The organism is Phreatobacter sp. AB_2022a, assembly GCF_026847585.1.
In the GTDB taxonomy this organism is placed as follows: domain Bacteria; phylum Pseudomonadota; class Alphaproteobacteria; order Rhizobiales; family Phreatobacteraceae; genus Phreatobacter.
On the sequence record NZ_JAPSET010000074.1, the window covers coordinates 1 to 18672 of the forward strand.

The window sequence follows — 18672 nt, forward strand, 5'->3', positions numbered from 1 at the left end:
GCCCTGCCCCCGCAGCGCCCGGTCATCCGCGAGGAGAGCGCGCCGGCTCCGGTCACCGCGGCGCTCGCCTATAGCGGCCAGCCGGCGACCGCACCGGGCAATCCCAATCCGCGTCCGGGCGTGCTCGGCACCCTGCATTCCTCGCAGCTCACCACCGCTTCGGTCACGCCGCGCAACGGCCGCGCCCAGCAGGCGCAAGCCGCGCCGGCCCAGCCGGAAACGACGCCCCAGCGGCGCGGCGAATGGTCGATCCAGCTCGGCGCCTTCCCGACCGAGGCCGCCGCCCTCGCCACGCTGCGCGAGGCCCGCGAATCCAACGGCAGCCAGCTCGGCTCGGCCGATCCCTATACGGAGCGGGTCGAGCGCAGCGGCATGACGCTGATCCGCGCCCGTTTTGCCGGCTTCGACCGTGCGAGCGCCGACGCCGCCTGCCGCGTGCTGAAGCGCAACGACTACGACTGCATGCCGGTCCGCAACTGAAGCGGACCTGCCTGAACCGCAATCGACATTCTGTCAGGAGTTCCGGCGATGGTTTTCCAGGAGAACATCCTTGGCCTGGTTGACGCGGGACGCGAGCCACGTCGAGCCCCCCTGGTCGGGGTGCAGTTTCTTCATGAGCGTACGGTGCGCGCTCCGAATGGCCCCCTCGTCCGCCCCCGGCTGAAGGCCAAGGATCTGGTAGGCCTCCTCTTTGGTCATCGCGCCCGCAGCCGGCGCGCTGCCCAGCCCCGCACCCGCATTGCCCTCAGCGTTTTCACGCCAGCGGGGGTCCCGGCGGTCAAGATAAGCTTCGAGTAGGGCCGCGCTTTCCGCGTCGATTTCGGCAAAGGCCTGCAGCAGGCGCGGCACCCCGATCTGATCCAGGGTCTGGCCGGCGAGCGTGCCGGCAATGAAGCGGCCCGTCATGCGGCCGCTGTCGAGATCGAGCTCCATCTCGATGAAGCGGGACCGGACGCTGGAGGTCTGGCGCGGCGTCTTGGTGCCGGCCTGGCCCCAGCCGCCGAGCATGCCCTGCCCCGGCACGAGGCCGAGCAGCGTCGCCCCGGCAATCATGGCCGGCAGCGCCAGCTCCCATTGGCCGCGGGTCAGGAGGAACAGGCCGAAAGCGATCGCCGCCGCGCCGCCGATCTTGCGCATCTGGGCCGACAGCCATTTCGGATTGGCGTTCAGGAACGCGTTGAGCCCGCCGGAAAAGACGATCAGCGCGATGACGCCGGCGATGAAATAGGTCATTCCGTCTCGAGGCCTCTCTCGGTCAGCGCATCTGGCCGAGCAGCAGGCGCGCGCCGCGGCCGCCACGCGCCGAGGCGTCGGTCAGGGCGGCCCGGCCGCCGGATGCGAAAACAGCCACCGCCCGCAGAAGTTCGGCGAGCTCCGCCGCCGCTCCGGGATCGAACCGCGCATAGGCCCCGCGGGTGATGCGGGCGATCTCGCGATAGGCCTGCTCGGCGAGCGGGTCGCCGCCCTCCTGGAACAGGAAGACCGGCACATTGGCGAGCGCCAGGCGCCCGGCCTTGGCGCAGAGATCGTCGAAGCTCTCCTCCATGGCATCGCCGACATAGACGAGCGCATGGATGCGCTTGTCGCTCGCCTCCTCGGCGCCGTGGCTGAGCACGCGGCCGATCTGGGTCTGGCCGCCGACGCACTGGATCTTCTGCATCAGCGCGGCGAGCTGGCGCGCCTCGGCGACCCAGCCGGAGGCGCGGCACTCGCCGATGCCGCGGAAGAAGACGAGCTGGATGTCGAGCGAGCCGACCTTGGCCGCCTCGGTGAACATCTGGCCCTGGATGGCGCAGGCCATGTCCCAGGTCGGCTGCCGGCTCATCGTGGCATCGAGCGCGAAGATCAGCCGGCCGCGCTCGCCGGCGACCTTCGGCCGGCCGACGGCCGCCGCGGTCTTCAGAAAGGCGGCGACATTGGCCGCTCCCGGAGCTGCGACATCGCCGGCGCGGGCCTTGCCGGGGTCGCTGACGGCTTTGGGGTCTTTCGGACTCATGTGTTCGAATCTGGCGCGGTCGCGCACGATTGCAAGCCGCAAACGGCCGTCGCGCGCCCGCTGTCACCAGGAGACCCGCCTGCGACACGATGGCAGCCGAAACCCGCGATCAAACGGATACGCAGGCCGGGCTCCAGCCTCTACCGTCGCGGGGGCCTGCCGCTGGGGCGCGCCCAAGGGAGAGGCCAGGGGATCCACCACCATGCCCGTCTCACGCCGTTTCATGCTGGCCGGAGGCCTCGCCGCCGTCACCGGCCCCGCCATCGCGCAGCACCAGCACCATCACGGCCAGTTCGAGCGCCTCGCCGCTCCAGGTCGTGTCGATCTGCCCGAGATCCATCACGAGCAGGCGGTGACCGACAGCCCCGCGCCGAAGGCGGCGATGCAGGGCCGATGGATCACCCGTGCGCCGCTGCCGATCCCGCGCACCGAAATGGCCTGGGGCGCGGCGCGCCTCGGCAAGATGCATCTCGTCGGCGGCTATGGCGAGCAGCGCGTCGACCGCCCCTACCATCACATCTACGACCCTGCGACAGACCGGTGGCTGAGTGCGCCGGAACTGCCGCGCGGCGCCAACCATGTCGGGGTGGCCGTCGCCGGCAACCGGCTCTATGCGATCGGCGGCTTCATCGAGCAGAACCGCAATCCCCATGCCGACTGCTTCGTCTACGGTACCGAAGGCGAGATGTGGTCACGCATCCGCCCGCTGCCGGAAGCGGCCGGCGCAATGGCCTGCGTCACGCTCGGCGACGAGGTCCATGCCATCGGCGGCGCGATCGGTACCACTTTCGACAATCGCAAATCGATCGACTGGCATCTGGTCTACGACCCCGCGGAGGACCGCTGGACGCGCCGCGCACCGCTGTTCCTGGCACGCGACCATACCGGCACGCTGGTGGTCAACGGCCTCATTCATGTCATCGGCGGGCGCGTCGACAGCTTCCTGACCAATTCCAACCTGCATCACAGCTACGATCCGAAGACCGACCGCTGGACCGCCCGGGCGCCCATGCCGACCGCGCGCTCGGGCCAGGGCGCGGTATGGTACCGCGACCGCATCTTCGTGATGGGCGGCGAAGGCTGGAACCGGGTCTATGGCCAGAACGAGGCGTTCGATCCGGCCACCGACAGATGGGAGTCCTATGCCCCCATGCTGACGCCGCGCCATGGCACGGGCGCCGTGGTCGTCGGCGATGCCATCCACGTCGCCGGCGGCGGTCCGCAGATGGGTGGCGCCATGACGAGCGCGGTGCACGAGGCCTTCACGCTCGCCTGATCCGTCCCGCGCGCGCCGGCGGCCGCCGCGGCTCAGGCCGCGCCGCTGATCCGTGCGACGAAATCGGCTGGGCTCATCAGCTCTCGATCACCGGCGCACGGCAAGCCGAGAGCTCCAGCTCAGGCCGCGCCCGTGACCCGTGCGACGAAGTCGGCCGGGCTCATCAGCTCTCGATCACCGGCGCACGGCAAGCCGAGCGCTCCAGCTCAGGCCGCGCCCGTGATCCGTGCGACGAAGTCGGCCGGGCTCATCAGCTCTCGCTCACCGGTGTCGCGCATCTTCACCTCGACCTTGCCTTCTGCGAGGCTGCGCGGCCCGATCATCACCTGGCAGGGAATGCCGATGAGATCGGCGGTCGCGAATTTCGCGCCGGGCCGGTCGTCGCGATCGTCGTAGAGCACCTCGATGCCCTTGGCACCGAGCGTCCGGTAGAGCTCGGCACAGGCCGCATCCACCGCGCTGTCGCCCTGCTTGAGGTTGAGCAGCGCGACGTCGAACGGCGCCACCTCGCGCGGCCAGCGGATGCCGGCCTCGTCGTGGCAGGCCTCGATGATCGCTGCGACCACGCGCGAGGGGCCGATGCCGTAGGACCCCCCGTGGATCGGCACGGGCTTGCCGTCGGGCCCCTGGACCAGCGCGCCCATCGGCTCGGAATATTTGGTGCCGAAATAGAAGATGTGGCCGACCTCGATGCCGCGCGCGGAGACACGCTTGGCCTCGGGGATCGCCTCATAGGCTGCCGCATCGTGCATTTCGGAGGTGGCCGCGTAGAGCGAGGTCCATTTGGCGACCGTCGCCTTCAGGCCCTCGACGTCGTCGAAATCGGTTTCGGCGCCCGGCACCGCGAAATCGAGATAGTCGCGATGGCAGAAGACCTCCGATTCACCGGTATCGGCGAGGATGATGAATTCGTGGCTGAGGTCGCCGCCGATCGGGCCGGTATCGGCGCGCATCGGGATCGATTTCAGGCCGAGCCGCGCGAAGGTGCGCAGATAGGCGACGAACATCTTGTTGTAGGAGTGAACCGCGCTGGCCTGGTCGAGGTCGAAGGAGTAGGCGTCCTTCATCAGGAATTCGCGCGAGCGCATGACCCCGAAGCGCGGCCGCACCTCGTCGCGGAACTTCCACTGGATGTGGTAGAGGTTCAGCGGCAGGTCCTTGTAGGATTTCACATAGGCGCGGAAGATCTCGGTGATCATTTCCTCGTTGGTCGGCCCGAACAGCATTTCGCGGTCCTGCCGGTCGCGGATGCGCAGCATTTCCTTGCCATAGGCCTCATAGCGCCCGCTCTCGCGCCACAGATCGGCCGACTGCATGGTCGGCATGAGCAGCTCGATGGCGCCCGAACGGTTCTGCTCCTCGCGGACGATGCGCGAAACCTTCTGCAGCACGCGGTAGCCGAGCGGCAGCCAGGCATAGATGCCGGCGCTCTCCTGGCGCAGCATGCCGGCGCGCAGCATCAGACGGTGCGACACGATCTCGGCTTCCTTCGGCGTCTCGCGCAGGATCGGCAGGAAATAGCGGGACAGGCGCATCGAAAACCTCTGAGGACTTGGCGCAGGTGACGGCGGCGCGACGGCGCCGCCGCAGCCGGGCGTCGCATGAAGCCGCCCGGCCATGAAGGGGAGCCGGACTTGACCCCTTTTTGATTGATTTCGCAAGGGTCGCCGCACCGCGGAGCCGGGTTCCGCCGCGGTGCGCACCAAAAGAAAAGGCGGGATCGATGATCCCGCCCATTCCAGGTTATGCATCCGAGGTTCCCATCGTCGCGGTTGATCGCGCCGAATGCCTCGTCCTTGATTTACCCATGACGGACGTCCCGATGAACGTCACACCTTAGGGGGTCTTCCTCCCAAGACCTGAGCCACGAGACCTTGCCTTGTCGAACAAAGCGGCCTCTTTCTTGCAGCAAGGGGACGCTAGACGAGGGAAATTCGTTTGTCATCAACTTGTGCAGTTGGTGGCAAAAAAAAGTGCACCAAAAGGCCCCCGGAAGAATACGTATTCATCCCAGCGGAGGCCGCGGCAGAAACGGGATGTTGTCGAGGGTCAGATAGCCCCCGACGTAGTTCAGGTAGAACAGGCTGAACAGCACGCCCGAGACGACCGTCGTCCAGATCACGTTGCGCAGCATGTGCGGGTGTGCGGGCGCCCCTCTCTCGCTGCCCGGCACGACGCGCCCCTCCTCCATCTGGGAGCGGACACCGAAGGGCAGGACGGCGAACAGGGCCGTCCACCAGATGACGAAAAAGATGGCGAGACCGCTGAGAAAGCTCATGCCTGTTCGAGCTCCACCAATGTGCCGCAGAAGTCCTTGGGATGCAGGAACAGCACGGGCTTGTCGTGCGCGCCGATCTTCGGTTCGCCGTCGCCCAGCACACGCGCGCCCTGCGCCTTCAGCCGATCCCGCGCGGCGATGATGTCGTCCACCTCGTAGCAGACATGGTGAATGCCGCCGTCGGGGTTCTTGTCCAGGAACTTGGCGATCGGACTGTCCGCGCCGAGCGGCTCCAGCAGCTCGATCTTGGTATTCGGCAGCTCGATGAACACCACCGTCACGCCATGGGCCGCCTGCACGGTCGGCGCGGTCACGCGCGCGCCCAGCGTATCGCGATAGACGGCCGAGGCCTTGGCGATATCGCGCACCGCGATGGCGACGTGGTTCAAACGGCCGATCATCGGACCTCCCGGGAGCTTCACTTACAGATCATAGGGACTTTCGATGCCGCTGCTCACAGGCCGGCGACATGCAACCTATACCGTGATGACCAGCACATGGCACATCGGCTTTTTGCCCCATCTGCCGTTCAGCGTCGACCGGATGGTGCGGACGACGCTTTCGCGCACCGCCTCCGGATCGCGCCGGCGCGCCTTGGGCAAGGTCTCGATGCAGTCGAGGATCGCGTCGGCAACGACATCGCCGAGATCCTCGCCCGACAGATCGGTCTCGGGGATGCCGGCCATGTCGAGCTCGATGTCGCCGACGAGATGGCCCTTGTCGTCGAGCGCGAAGGCGACCGAGACGATGCCGGCAAAACCGAGCTTGCGCCGCTCGGGAACCACCCGCGCCGCTTCCTCCACGAGCAGCACGCCGTCCTTGAACAGGCGCGCGGCCGGGATGGCGTCGACCACGTCGGGCGTGCCCGGCGCGAGGCGGATGACGTCGCCGTCGGAGGCGAGCAGCACCTCCTTCACGCCCATGCGGCGGGCGAGCGCGGCATGGTCGGCAAGATGCAGGGCTTCGCCATGCACGGGAATGGCGATGGCCGGACGGACCCAGCCATACATCTGCTCCAGCTCGCCGCGGCGCGGATGGCCCGAGACATGAACGAGACCGTCGCGATCGGTGATGATCTTCATGCCCTGCTTGACGAGACCGTTGACGATGGCGCCGACCGCCTTCTCGTTGCCCGGAATGGTGCGCGAGGAGAAGATCACCGTATCGCCCGGCGTCAGCGTGACCTCGGGATGTTCGTCGTTGGCGACGCGCGCCAGCGCCGCCCGCGGCTCGCCCTGGCTGCCGGTGAGGATCGCCACCACCTTGTCGCGCGGCAGATAGCCGTAGGACTCGGCGCCGACGAAGGGCGGCAGGCCGTCGAGCATGCCCTGTTCGCGGGCAATGGTGACGACGCGCTCCATCGCGCGGCCGACCAGCACCACCTGCCGGTCGCAGGCGAGCGCCGCCTGGGCCACCGAGCGGATGCGCGCCACATTGGACGCGAAGGTGGTGACCGCCACCCTGCCCTCCGCGGCGCGGATGATCTTGGCCAGCTCGGCCGCGACATCGGTCTCGGAGGGCGAGGTACCGTCGCGCACAGCATTGGTGGAATCGCCGATCAGGGCAAGGACGCCCTCGTCGCCGATCGCCTTGAAGCGCGCGGCATCGGTCCGGTCGCCCAGTACCGGATCGGGATCGATCTTCCAGTCGCCGGTATGGATTACCGTGCCGAGCGGCGTGCGGATCGCGAGCGAGGTCGATTCCGGGATCGAATGGGCGACCGCCACCATCTCGACCTCGAAGGGGTCGAGCTTGATCCGCTCGCCCGGCCGGACCACCTGCACCGGCACTTTCGGTGCGCCGGGCTCGGCGAAACGTTTCGCCTCCAGCATGGCGGCAGCGAACGGCGTCGCATAAACAGGGCATTGCAGCCGCGGCCAGAGGTCGGCGATCGCGCCGATATGATCCTCGTGGGCATGGGTGATCACCAGGCCCTTCAGCTGCTTGCGCTGCGCCTCGATGAAGCGCGTGTCCGGCATGATCAGGTCGACACCCGGCAGTTCCGGCCCGGCGAAGGCCACGCCGCAGTCGACCGCCAGCCAGTCCTTCTTCATCGGCCCATAGCCGTAGAGTGACAGGTTCATGCCGATCTCGCCGACGCCGCCGAGCGGTGCGAAGACGAGTTCGGGACCGATGCCCTGGTTTTTCGGCTGTTTCGCCATGTCAGCGCCCCGCGTCTGCAGGCGCCAGCAGCACCTCCCCGGCGGTGATCAATTCGCGGCCGTCGGGCGTGTCGAGAATGAGCCTGCCTTGCGGATCAAGCCCGGTGAAAATGCCTTCGACCCTGCGGCCGTCGGTGCGCAGCACCAGCGGACCACCGAGCCCGGCGGCGCGCGCCAGCCAGCCGGCGCGGATCTGGGCGAAACGTGCGCCCCGGTCCCAGACGGCGAGCGCCCTGACCATGGAGGCGCTCAGCGCCTCGAACAGTTGGTCGCGGTCGAAGGCGAACCCTTTCGCCGCGAAGGAGGTGGTCGGATACGGCGTGTCGTCGGGATGGCCGGCAATGTTGACGCCGATGCCGATGGCGACCTGCGTCAGGCGCCCGCGCGTCGTGGCCTCGATCAGGATGCCGGCCACCTTGGCGCCGCCGAGCAGCCCGTCATTCGGCCATTTCAGGTTGAAGGCGTCGAAGGCGCCCGGCGCCACCGCCAGGATGGCGTCGTCGAGCGCGAGGGCGGCGACGAAGCAGAGCTCGGCGACATTGGCGACCGGAGCCGGGTCGGTCAGCAGCAGCGTCGCGAACAGGTTGCCCTCGAAGGTCGCCCAGTTGCGGCCGCGCCGCCCCCGGCCGGCGGTCTGCCGGTCGGTGACGTACCAGGTCGGCCTCGTCTCGCCGGCCGCGCCGCGCTCCAGCGCCAGCGCATTGGTCGAGCCGATCTCATCGAACGTCTCGAGCCGGTAACCTGCCTCCGCAGCGGATGCCGAAAGCCTTGCCACCGGATCAGAACAGCGAGCGCGCGGCGGCACCGGCCGCCGCGATCAGCGGGGCCGGATAGGCGACGAACAGCACGACGAACAGCGCCGAAACGGCCATGACCAGCTTCAGTTCGCCGGCGATCGGCTCGAACGGCTCGCTCGGCTCGTCGAAATACATCACCTTCACGACGCGCAGGTAATAGTAGCAGCCGACGACGCTGGCGAGCACGCCGAGCACGGCCAGCGCATAGAGCTTGGCCTCGACGGCGGCGGCGAAGACGTAGAACTTGGCGAAGAAGCCGGCGAGCGGCGGGATGCCCGCGAGCGAGAACATCAGCATGGCCAGCACGAAGGCCATGAACGGATTGTTCCGCGACAGGCCCGCCAGATCCGAGATCGTCTCGACCGGACCGTCCTTGCGCCGCATGGCGATGACGCAGGCGAAGCTGCCGAGCGTCATGATCATGTAGACGGCGATATAGACGGCGACGCCCTGCACGCCGTTGGCCGTGCCAGCGGCGAGGCCGACGAGGCCGAAACCCATATGCCCGATCGAGGAATAGGCGAGCAGCCGCTTGATATTGGCCTGACCGATCGCGGCGAAGGAGCCGAGCACCATCGAGGCGATCGCGATGAACACGACGATCTGCTGCCACTGCGCGGTCGCGTTCGGGAAGCCGTCGATCATGGCGCGCACGAACAGCGCCATGGCCGCGACCTTCGGGCCGGCGGCGAAGAAGGCGGTGACCGGCGTCGGCGCGCCTTCATAGACGTCGGGCGTCCACATGTGGAACGGCACGGCCGAGATCTTGAAGGCAAGGCCTGCCATCAGGAAGACTAGGCCGAAAATGAGGCCGAGGCCGACCGAACCCGACTTCACTGCGGCGGCGATGCCCGGCAGCGACACCGTACCGGTGAAGCCGTAGATCAGCGAGCAGCCGTAGAGCAGCATGCCCGAGGAAAGCGCGCCGAGGACGAAATATTTCAGGCCCGCTTCGGTCGAGCGCTCGTTGTCGCGGTGGAACGAGGCGATGACGTAGAGCGCGAGCGACATGAGCTCAAGGCCCATATACAGCGCGATCAGGTCGTTGGCCGAGATCATCACGCCCATGCCGGCCGCCGACAGCAGCACCAGCACCGGGAATTCGAACCGGTTGATGTCCTCGCGCTTGAAATAGTCGATCGACATCAGGAGCGCGACGGCGGCGCCGGCGAAGGCGAGCACCTTCATGAACTTGGCGAAGCCGTCGAGAATGAACGAGCCGCCGAAGGTCTGGCGCGGCGCGCCGCCGACCATGGCGGCCGCCACGGCAGCCACCACCAGCAGCACCATGGCGACGACCGTCACCGTGCCGGCTGAGCGCTCGCCGCTGAACACGCCGAACATCAGGAGCGCCATGGCGCCGACCGCCAGGATCAGTTCCGGCAGGACGGGAGCAAGATCGAACATCTGAGCGTGCATCGGATGCGCCCCCGTCAGCGCGGCAGAACGGCGGCGGTCTTGGCGGCCGCGGCGTTCGCCTGGTTGTAGGACTCGACGAGAGCGTTCACCGACACCTCTGACGTGGTGAGTATCGGCGAGGGATAGAAGCCGAAATAGATGGTCAGCACCACGAGCGGCACCAGGATCACCAGCTCACGCCGGTCGACATCGGTGATGGTCTGCAGCGCCGGCTTGTCGAGGACGCCCCAGATCACCTGGCGATAGAGCCAGAGCGCGTAGCAGGCCGAGAAGATCACGCCCGACGTCGCCAGGAACGCAACCCAGGTATTGGTCTTGAACGTGCCGATGAGGGTCAGGAACTCGCCGACGAAACCCGACGTGCCGGGCAGGCCGACATTGGCCATGGTGAACACCATGAACACGACGGCATAGACCGGCATGCGGTTGACGAGGCCGCCATAGGCCGCGATCTCGCGGGTATGCATGCGGTCGTAGACGACGCCGACGCACAGGAACAGCGCACCGGACACGATGCCGTGGGAGATCATCTGGAACACCGCGCCCTGGATGGCCTCGGCATTGCCGGCGAAGATGCCCATGGTCACGAAGCCCATATGGGCGACCGACGAATAGGCGATCAGCTTCTTGATGTCCTCCTGCATCATCGCGACCAGCGAGGTGTAGACGATCGCGATCACCGACAGCGTGAACACGAAGGGCGCGAAGAAGGTCGAGGCCTCCGGGAACATCGGCAGCGAGAAGCGCAGGAAGCCGTAGCCGCCCATCTTCAGGAGCACGCCGGCGAGGATCACCGAGCCTGCCGTCGGTGCCTCCACGTGGGCGTCCGGCAGCCAGGTATGGACCGGCCACATCGGCATCTTCACCGCGAAGGAGGCGAAGAAGGCGAGCCACAGCCAGAACTGCATGTTTCGGCTGAACACGGTCGGGCCGACCTTGATCAGCTCGGCAATGTCGCTGGTGCCGGCGGTCCAGATCATCGCCATGATGGCGAGCAGCATCAGCACCGAGCCGAGCAGCGTGTAGAGGAAGAACTTGAACGAGGCGTAGATGCGCCGCTTGCCGCCCCAGATGCCGATGATCAGGAACATCGGGATCAGGCCTGCCTCGAAGAACAGGTAGAACAGCACGATGTCCAGGGCGCAGAAGACGCCGATCATCAGCGTTTCCAGCACCAGGAAGGCGATCATGTATTCCTTCACGCGCCGGTCGATCGCAACCCACGAGGCCAGGATGCAGAACGGCATCAGGAAGGTGGTCAGGACGATCAGCGGCAGCGAGATGCCGTCGACGCCCATCCGGTAGGAAATGACGCCGCCGAGCCAGGACGCCTTTTCCACGAACTGGAACTCGGCCGTCGCCGGATTGAACAGATAGAGCGGGATCAGCGACAGCCCGAAGGTCACGAGTGTCGTGAACAGCGCGATCATCCGGATGTTGCGCCGGGCCGCCTCGTCGTCGCCGCGAACGGACAGGACGAGCAGCGCGCCGAGCAGCGGCAGGAAGGTGACGATCGAAAGGATCGGAGCGTTCGACATCAGTGCAGTCCGCCCGAGAACATGAACCAGGTGACCAGCGCGGCAACGCCGATCAGCATGGCGAAGGCGTAGTGATAGAGATATCCGGTCTGGATCCGGACGACGCCGCGGGTGACGTCGACGACACGGGCGGCGATGCCGTCCGGGCCGAAGCCGTCGATCAGCCAGCCGTCGCCCTTCTTCCAGAAGAACCGTCCGAGCGCCCGGGCCGTCCTGACGAACAGGAGGTCATAGAGCTCGTCGAAGTACCACTTGTTGAGCAGGAACTGGTAGAGCGCGGGATGCCGGCGGGCGAGCTCGCCCGGCATGTCCGGGTGCCGGATGTACATGTACCAGGACAGCACGAAGCCGAGCGCCATCATCACGAAGGGCGTCCATGGCACCCAGCCGGGCACGTGGTGGAACGCTTCCATGATGTGATTGTCCGGCCGGAAGAACAGCGCGTGCCGGAAGAACTGCTCGACGCCGTGATGATCGGCGAACCAGTAGGCGAAGGAGAAGCCCGAGGCGACCGCCCCGACCGCGAGGACGGCAAGCGGGATCAGCATGACCGCCGGGCTCTCGTGCGGCTCGTGGGCATGGCCGTGGCCATGGTCGTCATGGGCATGGTCGTCATGGGCATGGGCGGCATGAGCGTGGTCGTCATGTCCCTTGGCGGCATGGCCATGGTCCGCATGAGCATGGTCGTCGTGGCCATGGCCCCCGGCCCAGCGCGGCTTGCCGTGGAAGGTCATGAAGATCAGGCGCCAGGAATAGAACGAGGTCATGGCGGCCGCGACCACGGTGAGCGCGAAGGCATACGGGCCCATCGCGTTCTGCGAGGCGTAGGCGACCTCGATGATGGCGTCCTTGGAGTGGAAGCCGGCAAAGCCGATATGGAGGAACGGAATGCCGAAGCCGGTCAGGGCCAGCGTGCCGATCAGCATCATCGCGTAGGTGAACTTGATGCGCGAGGCGAGCCCGCCCATGTTCCGCATGTCCTGCTCGTGGTGCATCGCATGGATGACCGAGCCGGCGCCGAGGAACAGCAGCGCCTTGAAGAAGGCGTGGGTGAACAGGTGGAAGATGCCAACCGAATAGGCCCCTGCCCCGAGCGCGACGAACATGTAGCCGAGCTGCGAGCAGGTCGAATAGGCGATCACCCGCTTGATGTCGTTCTGGACGAGGCCGACGGTCGCGGCGAAGAAGGCGGTGGTGGCGCCGAAGAACATGACGACGGTGAGGGCGGTCTGCGAATATTCGAACACCGGCGACAGCCGGGCGACCATGAACACGCCGGCAGTGACCATGGTGGCGGCATGGATGAGCGCGGAGACCGGCGTCGGGCCTTCCATCGCGTCAGGCAGCCAGGTGTGCAGCAGGAACTGCGCCGACTTGCCCATGGCGCCCATGAACAGGAGAAGGCAGGCGACCGTCAGCGCATCCCACTGGTGGCCGAGGAACTCGATCTTCTTGCCGACCAGGCCCTGAGCCGCGGCGAAGACGCTGTCGAAACCGATCGTGCCGGTCAGCTTGTAGAGCGCGAAAATGCCCAGCAGGAAACCGAAGTCGCCGACGCGGTTGACGATGAAGGCCTTCATCGCCGCGGCATTGGCCGAGGACTTCTGGTACCAGAAGCCGATGAGCAGGTAGCTCGCAAGCCCCACGCCCTCCCAGCCGAAGAACATCTGCAGCAGGTCGTTGGCGGTCACCAGCATCAGCATGGCGAAGGTGAACAGCGAGAGATAGGCGAAGAACCGCGGCCGGTGCGGATCCTCGTTCATGTAGCCGATGGAATAGAGGTGGACCAGGAACGAGACGCTGTTGACCACCACCAGCATGACCGCGGTGAGCGTGTCGATGCGCAGGGTCCAGGACGACTTCAGGGCGCCCGCCGAGATCCACGAGAACAGCTCGACGATCGTGGTCTGGCCGGCAAATCCGACCTGGAAGAAGGCGACCCACGACAGGAGCGCGGCAATGCCGAGGAAGCTTGTGGTGACGATTTCCGAGCCGCGCGCGCCGATGGCGCGGCCGAACAGCCCGGCGATCAGGAAGCCGGCAAGCGGCAGGAAGACGATGGCCTGGTACATGTCCCCGTCAACCCTTCATCATGTTGACGTCTTCGACCGCGATCGACCCGCGGTTGCGGAAGAAGACGACGAGAATGGCAAGGCCGATGGCGGCCTCGGCGGCGGCAACGGTCAGCACCAGAAGCGCGAAGACCTGGCCCACCAGGTCGCCCATATGGGTCGAGAAGGCGACGAAATTGATGTTGACCGACAAGAGGATGAGTTCGACCGACATCAGGATGACGATGATGTTCTTCCGGTTGAGGAAGATGCCGAACACGCCGAGCGTGAACAGGATCGCCGCCACCGAGAGATAATGCGAAAGACCGATCGTCAGCATGGTCAGATCCCCTGCCCCGACTTGACCTTGACCACCTCGATGGCGGTTTCCGGCGTGCGGGCCGACTGGGCGGCCGGGTTCTGGCGCTTGACGCCTTCCTTGTGACGCAGCGTCAGCACGATGGCGCCGATCATGGCGACCAGCAGCACAAGGCCCGAAGCCTGGAAATAGAAGAGATATTGCGTGTAGAGCACCTGGCCGAGCGCCTCGGCATTGGTGACGTTGGTCGGGATCGGCGCAACCACCGTGCGCGGCGTGCCGCCGCCGATCGCCCAGGAGCCGAGCACCATCAGGAGCTCGGCGACCAGCACGAGGCCGAGCAGGATGCCCACCGGCAGATATTGCAGGAAGCCCTGCCGCAGCTCGGCGAAGTCGACGTCGAGCATCATCACGACGAACAGGAACAGCACCGCGACCGCGCCGACATAGACCACGACCAGGATCATGGCGAGGAATTCGGCGCCCATCAGCACGAACAGGCCCGCGGCGTTGACGAAAGCCAGGATCAGGAAAAGCACCGAGTGCACGGGATTGCGCGAGGCGATCACCATGAAGGCACATGCCACGAGCACGGCTGCGAATAGGTAGAAGAAGAGACCGGCCAGCATGCTGCCCCTTTGCCCCGTTCCTGTTCTCGACGACGGTCGGGACTCAATGGCCCGCGCGCGCCGTTCTTAAAGTCCAAGTTGGAAAGCGTCCAGACAACAAAGCCCCGACGCAGCCCTCGCATTCACGTCCGACCGGCCGATGGCGTCACCGGCCGGGCCTCATACCCTAGCGATAGGGTGCATCGAGCGCCTGGTTGGCGGCGATCTCGCGCTCCCAACGATCGCCGTTGGCGAGCAGCCGGGCCTTGTCGTAGTAGAGCTCCTCGCGCGTCTCGACGGAGAACTCGAAGTTCGGCCCCTCGACGATGGCGTCCACCGGGCAGGCCTCCTGGCAGAAGCCGCAATAGATGCATTTCACCATGTCGATGTCGTAACGGGTGGTGCGGCGCGTGCCGTCGTTGCGGCGCGGGCCGGCTTCGATCGTGATCGCCTGGGCCGGGCAGATCGCCTCGCAGAGCTTGCAGGCGATGCAGCGCTCCTCACCGTTGGGATAGCGGCGCAGCGCATGCTCGCCGCGGAAGCGCGGCGAGATCTGCCCCTTCTCGAAGGGATAGTTGATGGTCGCCTTCGGCTTGAAGAAATAGCGCATCGACAGGAAGAAGGCCGAGACGAATTCCTTCAGGAACACCGCCTTAGCCGCCTGGTCGAGCCGCATTGCCGACGCCATGGCACCTCTCCTCGGATGGACCGACCGCCTGGCGGCGCCGGCCCTCAAATATCAACACCTGGTCGCCGCAGCAGCGGCCGACCGACCTTGAAACGACGGCGGGACGCGCCTCAGGGCGCCCAGCCAGTGATCTGCAGCACGGCCGCGACCACCACCACCATGGCCAGCGAGATCGGCAGGAACACTTTCCAGCCGAGCCGCATGAGCTGGTCATAGCGGTAACGCGGGACGAAGGCCTTCACCATGGCGAACATGAAGAAGACCAGCGAGACCTTGAGCACGAACCAGACCACGCCCGGCACCCAGGTGAAGGGCGCGATCGGGAACGGCGGCAGCCAGCCCCCGAGGAACAGGATCGTGGTGAGCGAGCACATGGTCATGATCGCCACGTATTCGGCGAGCATGAACATCATGTACGGCGTCGAGGCATATTCGACCATGAAGCCCGCGACCAGCTCGGATTCGGCTTCCGGCAGGTCGAACGGCGGACGGTTGGTTTCCGCCAGCGCCGAGATGAAGAAGATCACGAAGACCGGGAACAGCGGCAGCCAGAACCAGCCGAACAGGCCGATGCTCTTGTCCTGCGCCTTGACGATGTCGCTGAGGTTCAGGGAGCCGACGCAGAGCAGGACGCAGATGATCACGAAGCCGATGGAGACCTCGTAGGACACCATCTGCGCGGCCGAGCGCAGCGCGCCGAGAAACGGATATTTCGAGTTCGACGCCCAGCCGCCCATGATGACGCCGTAGACGCCGAGCGAGGACACCGCGAAGATGAACAGCACGCCGACATTGAGATCGGCGATCGCCCAGCCGTCAGCGAGCGGGATGACCGCCCAGGCCGCGAGCGCGAGGATGACGCTGACGAGCGGCGCGAGCAGGAACACGCCCTTGTTCGCGCCCGAGGGGATCACCGGCTCCTTGAACACGAACTTCAGGAGGTCGGCGAAGGACTGCAGGAGGCCGAACGGCCCGACCACATTGGGGCCGCGGCGCAGCTGAACCGCCGCCCAGATCTTGCGGTCCGCGAGCAGGATGAAGGCGACGAACACCAGCAGCGCGACCATCAGCACCAGGCTTTGGATCGCGATCAGCAGCAGCGGCCACAGATTGGTCCAGAAGAATTCCATTGTCTCACTCCGCCGCGATCTGAGCCGGACCGCGGGCGAGCGCCGAGCATTCCGCCATGGTGGCCGAGGCACGGGCGATCGGGTTGGTCAGATAGAAGTCGTCGACCGCCGGCTTGAGCGGCGCCGGATCGACCGCGCCGCCGCGGGCGGCGAGCGCCCCGATGGCGGCCGCATCGGCGGCCTGGAGCGCACCGACGCGCAGCGTCGCGGGATGGTCCTTGCCCATCGCCGCGCGCAGGGCGGCAAGCGAGTCGAAGGGGAGCCGGGCGCCGAGTGCGTCCGACAGGGCGCGCAGGATGGCCCAGTCCTCCTTGGCCTCGCCCGGCGCGAAGCCCGCGCGGCTGAGCGCCTGCACCCGGCCTTCGGTGTTGACGGTGAGGCCGTTCTTCTCGGTATAGGTCGCGCCCGGCAGGATGACGTCGGCGCGATGTGCGCCGCGGTCGCCATGGGTGCCGATATAGACGACGAACGGCCCGCTCGCGACGTCGATCTCGTCTGCGCCGAGATTGAACAGGACGTCGACGCCGCCCTTGGCGAGCGCCTGGGCATCGAGGCCGCCCTCGCCCGGAACGAGGCCGAGATCGAGTGCGCCGACGCGCGCCGCGGCCGTATGCAGCACCGCGAAGCCGTTCCAGCCGTCCTTGACGGCGCCGACCGCATTGGCGGCCTGCGCGGCAAGCGAGAGCACGGCCGCGCCGTCGGGGCGGGTCAGGGCCCCCTGCCCGACTATGACGAGCGGCTTGGCCGCCGCGCGCAGCACCTCGGCGAAGGAATGCTTGCCCGAAGCGATGTCCGCGAGCGTCTCGGGGCCGGCGCCGAGATAGTCATAGGCATAGGTCAGGTCGGCGACCTCGCCGATCAGGCCGACCTTCAGGTTGCCCATCCGCCAGCGCTTGCGGATGCGGGCATTGACGAGGGCGGCTTCCCGGCGCGGATTGGCGCCGACGATCAGGATGGCGTCGGCCTCCTCGATGCCGGCAATGCCGGGGTTGAAAATATAGGTCGCCCGGCCGAGCGCCGGATCGAGGCGCGTGCCGTCCTGGCGGCCGTCGATATGAGCCGAGCCGAGGCCGGTCATCAGGGCCTTCAGCGCATACATCTCCTCGAGCGTGGCCAGATCGCCGGCAATGGCGCCGGTCTTGGCGCCCCCGACCGCCTTGACCCGCGCGGCGATCGCGGCGAAGGCCTCGCCCCAGCTCGCCGGACGCAGCCGGCCGTTCTCGCGCAGATAGGGCCGGTCGAGGCGCTGCGTGCGCAGACCGTCGGCAATGTGCCGGGTCTTGTCGGAAATCCACTCCTCGTTGACCGCCTCGTTGAGCCGCGGCAGCACGCGCATGACCTCGCGGCCACGGCTGTCGACGCGGATCGCCGAACCGACGGCATCCATCATGTCGGTGGATTCGGTCTTGGTCAGTTCCCACGGGCGGGCATTGAAGGCGAAGGGCTTGGAGGTGAGCGCGCCGACCGGGCAGAGGTCGACGACATTGCCCTGCAGCTCCGAGGTCATCGCCTTCTCGAGATAGGTCGTGATCTCGGCATCCTCGCCGCGGCCGATCAGGCCGAGCTCGGCAATGCCGGCAACCTCGGTGGTGAAGCGGACGCAGCGCGTGCAGTGGATGCAGCGCGTCATCACGGTCTTGACCAGCGGGCCGATATATTTGTCCTCAACGGCGCGCTTGTTCTCGTGGTAGCGCGACTTGTCCACGCCATAGGCCATGGCCTGGTCCTGCAGGTCGCACTCGCCGCCCTGGTCGCAGATCGGGCAATCCAGCGGGTGGTTGATGAGCAGGAACTCCATCACCCCCTCGCGCGCCTTCTTCACCAGCGGCGTCTTGGTGTTGAGCACGGGCGGCTCGCCATTGGGGCCGGGCCGGAGGTCGCGCACGTTCTGCGCGCAGGACGCGACCGGCTTCGGCGAGCCCTTCACCTCGATGAGGCACATGCGGCAATTGCCGGCGATCGACAGTCGCTCATGGTAGCAGAAGCGCGGAATCTCTGCGCCAGCCGCCTCGCACGCCTGCATCAGCGTGTACTCGGCCGGAACCTCGATCTCTTGCCCGTCGACGATCAGCTTCGCCATCGGCCTTCCCATTCGGTCCGTTCAGGCCGCGCCGAGACGCGACCGGTGCTTCATATGCGGCGACCGCCCCCTTCGGGAACCGTCACGCGGATGTCTCATGATCCATCGACCGCCTGCTCCCGGGACCAAAAGGGCCAAGGAGCAGACCGCCGGCGGGATCAGGTCTCGCCCGCCCCTTCGGCCGGGTCCCGGCGCGGCGCCGGGGTCTTGTTCTCGCCGCCGGTGCCCGCGACGGCGGGCTTTTCGGCGGCAATGGCGGCCTTGGCCGGGGCTGCAGCTTCGGCCTTCGGCTTGGGCGGCGTGCCGCCCGGCGTCGTCGGCTTCGGCGGC

General features: G+C 66.9%; 17 protein-coding genes. 2 read left to right on the top strand and 15 right to left on the bottom strand.

The annotated features are described in order from the left end of the window. Nucleotides 1–480: SPOR domain-containing protein (locus OZ671_RS30010; protein WP_268864112.1), on the top strand; the 480-nt coding region annotated here is incomplete at its 5' end. A 33-nt stretch (nt 481–513) separates the two neighbouring features. Here OZ671_RS30010 and OZ671_RS30015 read toward each other — a convergent pair. Together OZ671_RS30015 and OZ671_RS30020 are read right to left on the bottom strand one after the other, a co-directional pair. Continuing rightward, the gene (locus OZ671_RS30015; protein ID WP_328286409.1) at nt 514–1299 is read right to left on the bottom strand and encodes a DnaJ domain-containing protein; all 786 of its coding nucleotides are present in this window, start codon (nt 1297–1299) and stop codon (nt 514–516) included. Continuing rightward, nucleotides 1256–1996: a VWA domain-containing protein gene (locus OZ671_RS30020; protein WP_268864113.1), complete on the bottom strand. Its 741-nt coding sequence runs from the start codon at nt 1994–1996 to the stop codon at nt 1256–1258. Before OZ671_RS30020 ends, OZ671_RS30015 begins: the two co-directional genes overlap by 44 nt. Nucleotides 1997–2198: 202 nt before the next feature. On the opposite strand from OZ671_RS30020, the gene OZ671_RS30025 reads away from it, so the two are divergent. Next, nucleotides 2199–3272 carry a Kelch repeat-containing protein gene (locus OZ671_RS30025; RefSeq protein ID WP_268864114.1) on the top strand — a complete coding sequence of 358 codons (1074 nt, stop codon included), beginning with the start codon at nt 2199–2201 and terminating at the stop codon, nt 3270–3272. A 206-nt stretch (nt 3273–3478) separates the two neighbouring features. Here the strand turns inward: OZ671_RS30025 and proS are convergent, their stop codons facing one another. The 13 genes from proS to nuoG form a co-directional block, all read right to left on the bottom strand. Next, complete coding sequence (gene proS, locus OZ671_RS30030) at nt 3479–4807, bottom strand: proline--tRNA ligase (RefSeq protein ID WP_268864115.1); 1329 nt, start codon at nt 4805–4807, stop codon at nt 3479–3481. 470 nt (nt 4808–5277) lie between these two features. After that, nucleotides 5278–5550 (bottom strand): DUF1467 family protein, encoded by a 273-nt coding sequence (locus OZ671_RS30035; protein WP_038312409.1) that lies wholly within the window; start codon nt 5548–5550, stop codon nt 5278–5280. After that, nucleotides 5547–5951 carry a methylmalonyl-CoA epimerase gene (gene mce, locus OZ671_RS30040; protein ID WP_268864116.1) on the bottom strand — a complete coding sequence of 135 codons (405 nt, stop codon included), beginning with the start codon at nt 5949–5951 and terminating at the stop codon, nt 5547–5549. The genes OZ671_RS30035 and mce overlap by 4 nt, the downstream gene beginning before the upstream one ends. A gap of 75 nt (nt 5952–6026) precedes the next feature. Continuing rightward, nucleotides 6027–7712: a ribonuclease J gene (locus tag OZ671_RS30045; RefSeq protein WP_268864117.1), complete on the bottom strand. Its 1686-nt coding sequence runs from the start codon at nt 7710–7712 to the stop codon at nt 6027–6029. Nucleotide 7713: 1 nt separating this feature from the next. After that, on the bottom strand, nt 7714–8487 hold the full coding sequence (locus tag OZ671_RS30050) for a biotin--[acetyl-CoA-carboxylase] ligase (protein ID WP_268864118.1): 774 nt from the start codon (nt 8485–8487) through the stop codon (nt 7714–7716). A 4-nt stretch (nt 8488–8491) separates the two neighbouring features. Further along, nucleotides 8492–9916 (bottom strand): NADH-quinone oxidoreductase subunit NuoN, encoded by a 1425-nt coding sequence (gene nuoN / locus OZ671_RS30055; protein WP_442957146.1) that lies wholly within the window; start codon nt 9914–9916, stop codon nt 8492–8494. A 26-nt stretch (nt 9917–9942) separates the two neighbouring features. Then, nucleotides 9943–11466: an NADH-quinone oxidoreductase subunit M gene (locus OZ671_RS30060; protein ID WP_268864120.1), complete on the bottom strand. Its 1524-nt coding sequence runs from the start codon at nt 11464–11466 to the stop codon at nt 9943–9945. Further along, complete coding sequence (gene nuoL, locus OZ671_RS30065) at nt 11466–13538, bottom strand: NADH-quinone oxidoreductase subunit L (protein WP_268864121.1); 2073 nt, start codon at nt 13536–13538, stop codon at nt 11466–11468. Before nuoL ends, OZ671_RS30060 begins: the two co-directional genes overlap by 1 nt. A 7-nt stretch (nt 13539–13545) precedes the next feature. Beyond that, complete coding sequence (nuoK, locus tag OZ671_RS30070; protein WP_038312423.1) at nt 13546–13854, bottom strand: NADH-quinone oxidoreductase subunit NuoK; 309 nt, start codon at nt 13852–13854, stop codon at nt 13546–13548. A gap of 5 nt (nt 13855–13859) precedes the next feature. Continuing rightward, nucleotides 13860–14465 (bottom strand): NADH-quinone oxidoreductase subunit J, encoded by a 606-nt coding sequence (locus OZ671_RS30075; protein WP_038312388.1) that lies wholly within the window; start codon nt 14463–14465, stop codon nt 13860–13862. Nucleotides 14466–14631: 166 nt separating this feature from the next. Then, complete coding sequence (gene nuoI, locus OZ671_RS30080; protein ID WP_038312385.1) at nt 14632–15120, bottom strand: NADH-quinone oxidoreductase subunit NuoI; 489 nt, start codon at nt 15118–15120, stop codon at nt 14632–14634. Nucleotides 15121–15242: 122 nt separating this feature from the next. Further along, nucleotides 15243–16262 carry an NADH-quinone oxidoreductase subunit NuoH gene (gene nuoH, locus OZ671_RS30085; RefSeq protein WP_038312384.1) on the bottom strand — a complete coding sequence of 340 codons (1020 nt, stop codon included), beginning with the start codon at nt 16260–16262 and terminating at the stop codon, nt 15243–15245. 4 nt (nt 16263–16266) lie between these two features. After that, nucleotides 16267–18342, bottom strand: a complete 2076-nt coding sequence (gene nuoG, locus OZ671_RS30090) for an NADH-quinone oxidoreductase subunit NuoG (RefSeq protein ID WP_268864122.1) — start codon at nt 18340–18342, stop codon at nt 16267–16269. Between the last annotated feature and the right edge of the window lie 330 nt (nt 18343–18672).

What these genes read in the sequence shown, in the direction of transcription:
- OZ671_RS30020 (WP_268864113.1), bottom strand. Translation starts at nt 1,996, where the DNA reads ATGAGTCCGAAAGACCCCAAAGCCGTCAGCGACCCCGGCAAGGCCCGC.
- OZ671_RS30025 (WP_268864114.1), top strand. Translation starts at nt 2,199, where the DNA reads ATGCCCGTCTCACGCCGTTTCATGCTGGCCGGAGGCCTCGCCGCCGTC.
- proS (WP_268864115.1), bottom strand. Translation starts at nt 4,807, where the DNA reads ATGCGCCTGTCCCGCTATTTCCTGCCGATCCTGCGCGAGACGCCGAAG.
- OZ671_RS30035 (WP_038312409.1), bottom strand. Translation starts at nt 5,550, where the DNA reads ATGAGCTTTCTCAGCGGTCTCGCCATCTTTTTCGTCATCTGGTGGACG.
- mce (WP_268864116.1), bottom strand. Translation starts at nt 5,951, where the DNA reads ATGATCGGCCGTTTGAACCACGTCGCCATCGCGGTGCGCGATATCGCC.
- OZ671_RS30045 (WP_268864117.1), bottom strand. Translation starts at nt 7,712, where the DNA reads ATGGCGAAACAGCCGAAAAACCAGGGCATCGGTCCCGAACTCGTCTTC.
- nuoN (WP_442957146.1), bottom strand. Translation starts at nt 9,916, where the DNA reads ATGTTCGATCTTGCTCCCGTCCTGCCGGAACTGATCCTGGCGGTCGGC.
- OZ671_RS30060 (WP_268864120.1), bottom strand. Translation starts at nt 11,466, where the DNA reads ATGTCGAACGCTCCGATCCTTTCGATCGTCACCTTCCTGCCGCTGCTC.
- nuoL (WP_268864121.1), bottom strand. Translation starts at nt 13,538, where the DNA reads ATGTACCAGGCCATCGTCTTCCTGCCGCTTGCCGGCTTCCTGATCGCC.
- OZ671_RS30075 (WP_038312388.1), bottom strand. Translation starts at nt 14,465, where the DNA reads ATGCTGGCCGGTCTCTTCTTCTACCTATTCGCAGCCGTGCTCGTGGCA.
- nuoI (WP_038312385.1), bottom strand. Translation starts at nt 15,120, where the DNA reads ATGCGGCTCGACCAGGCGGCTAAGGCGGTGTTCCTGAAGGAATTCGTC.
- nuoH (WP_038312384.1), bottom strand. Translation starts at nt 16,262, where the DNA reads ATGGAATTCTTCTGGACCAATCTGTGGCCGCTGCTGCTGATCGCGATC.
- nuoG (WP_268864122.1), bottom strand. Translation starts at nt 18,342, where the DNA reads ATGGCGAAGCTGATCGTCGACGGGCAAGAGATCGAGGTTCCGGCCGAG.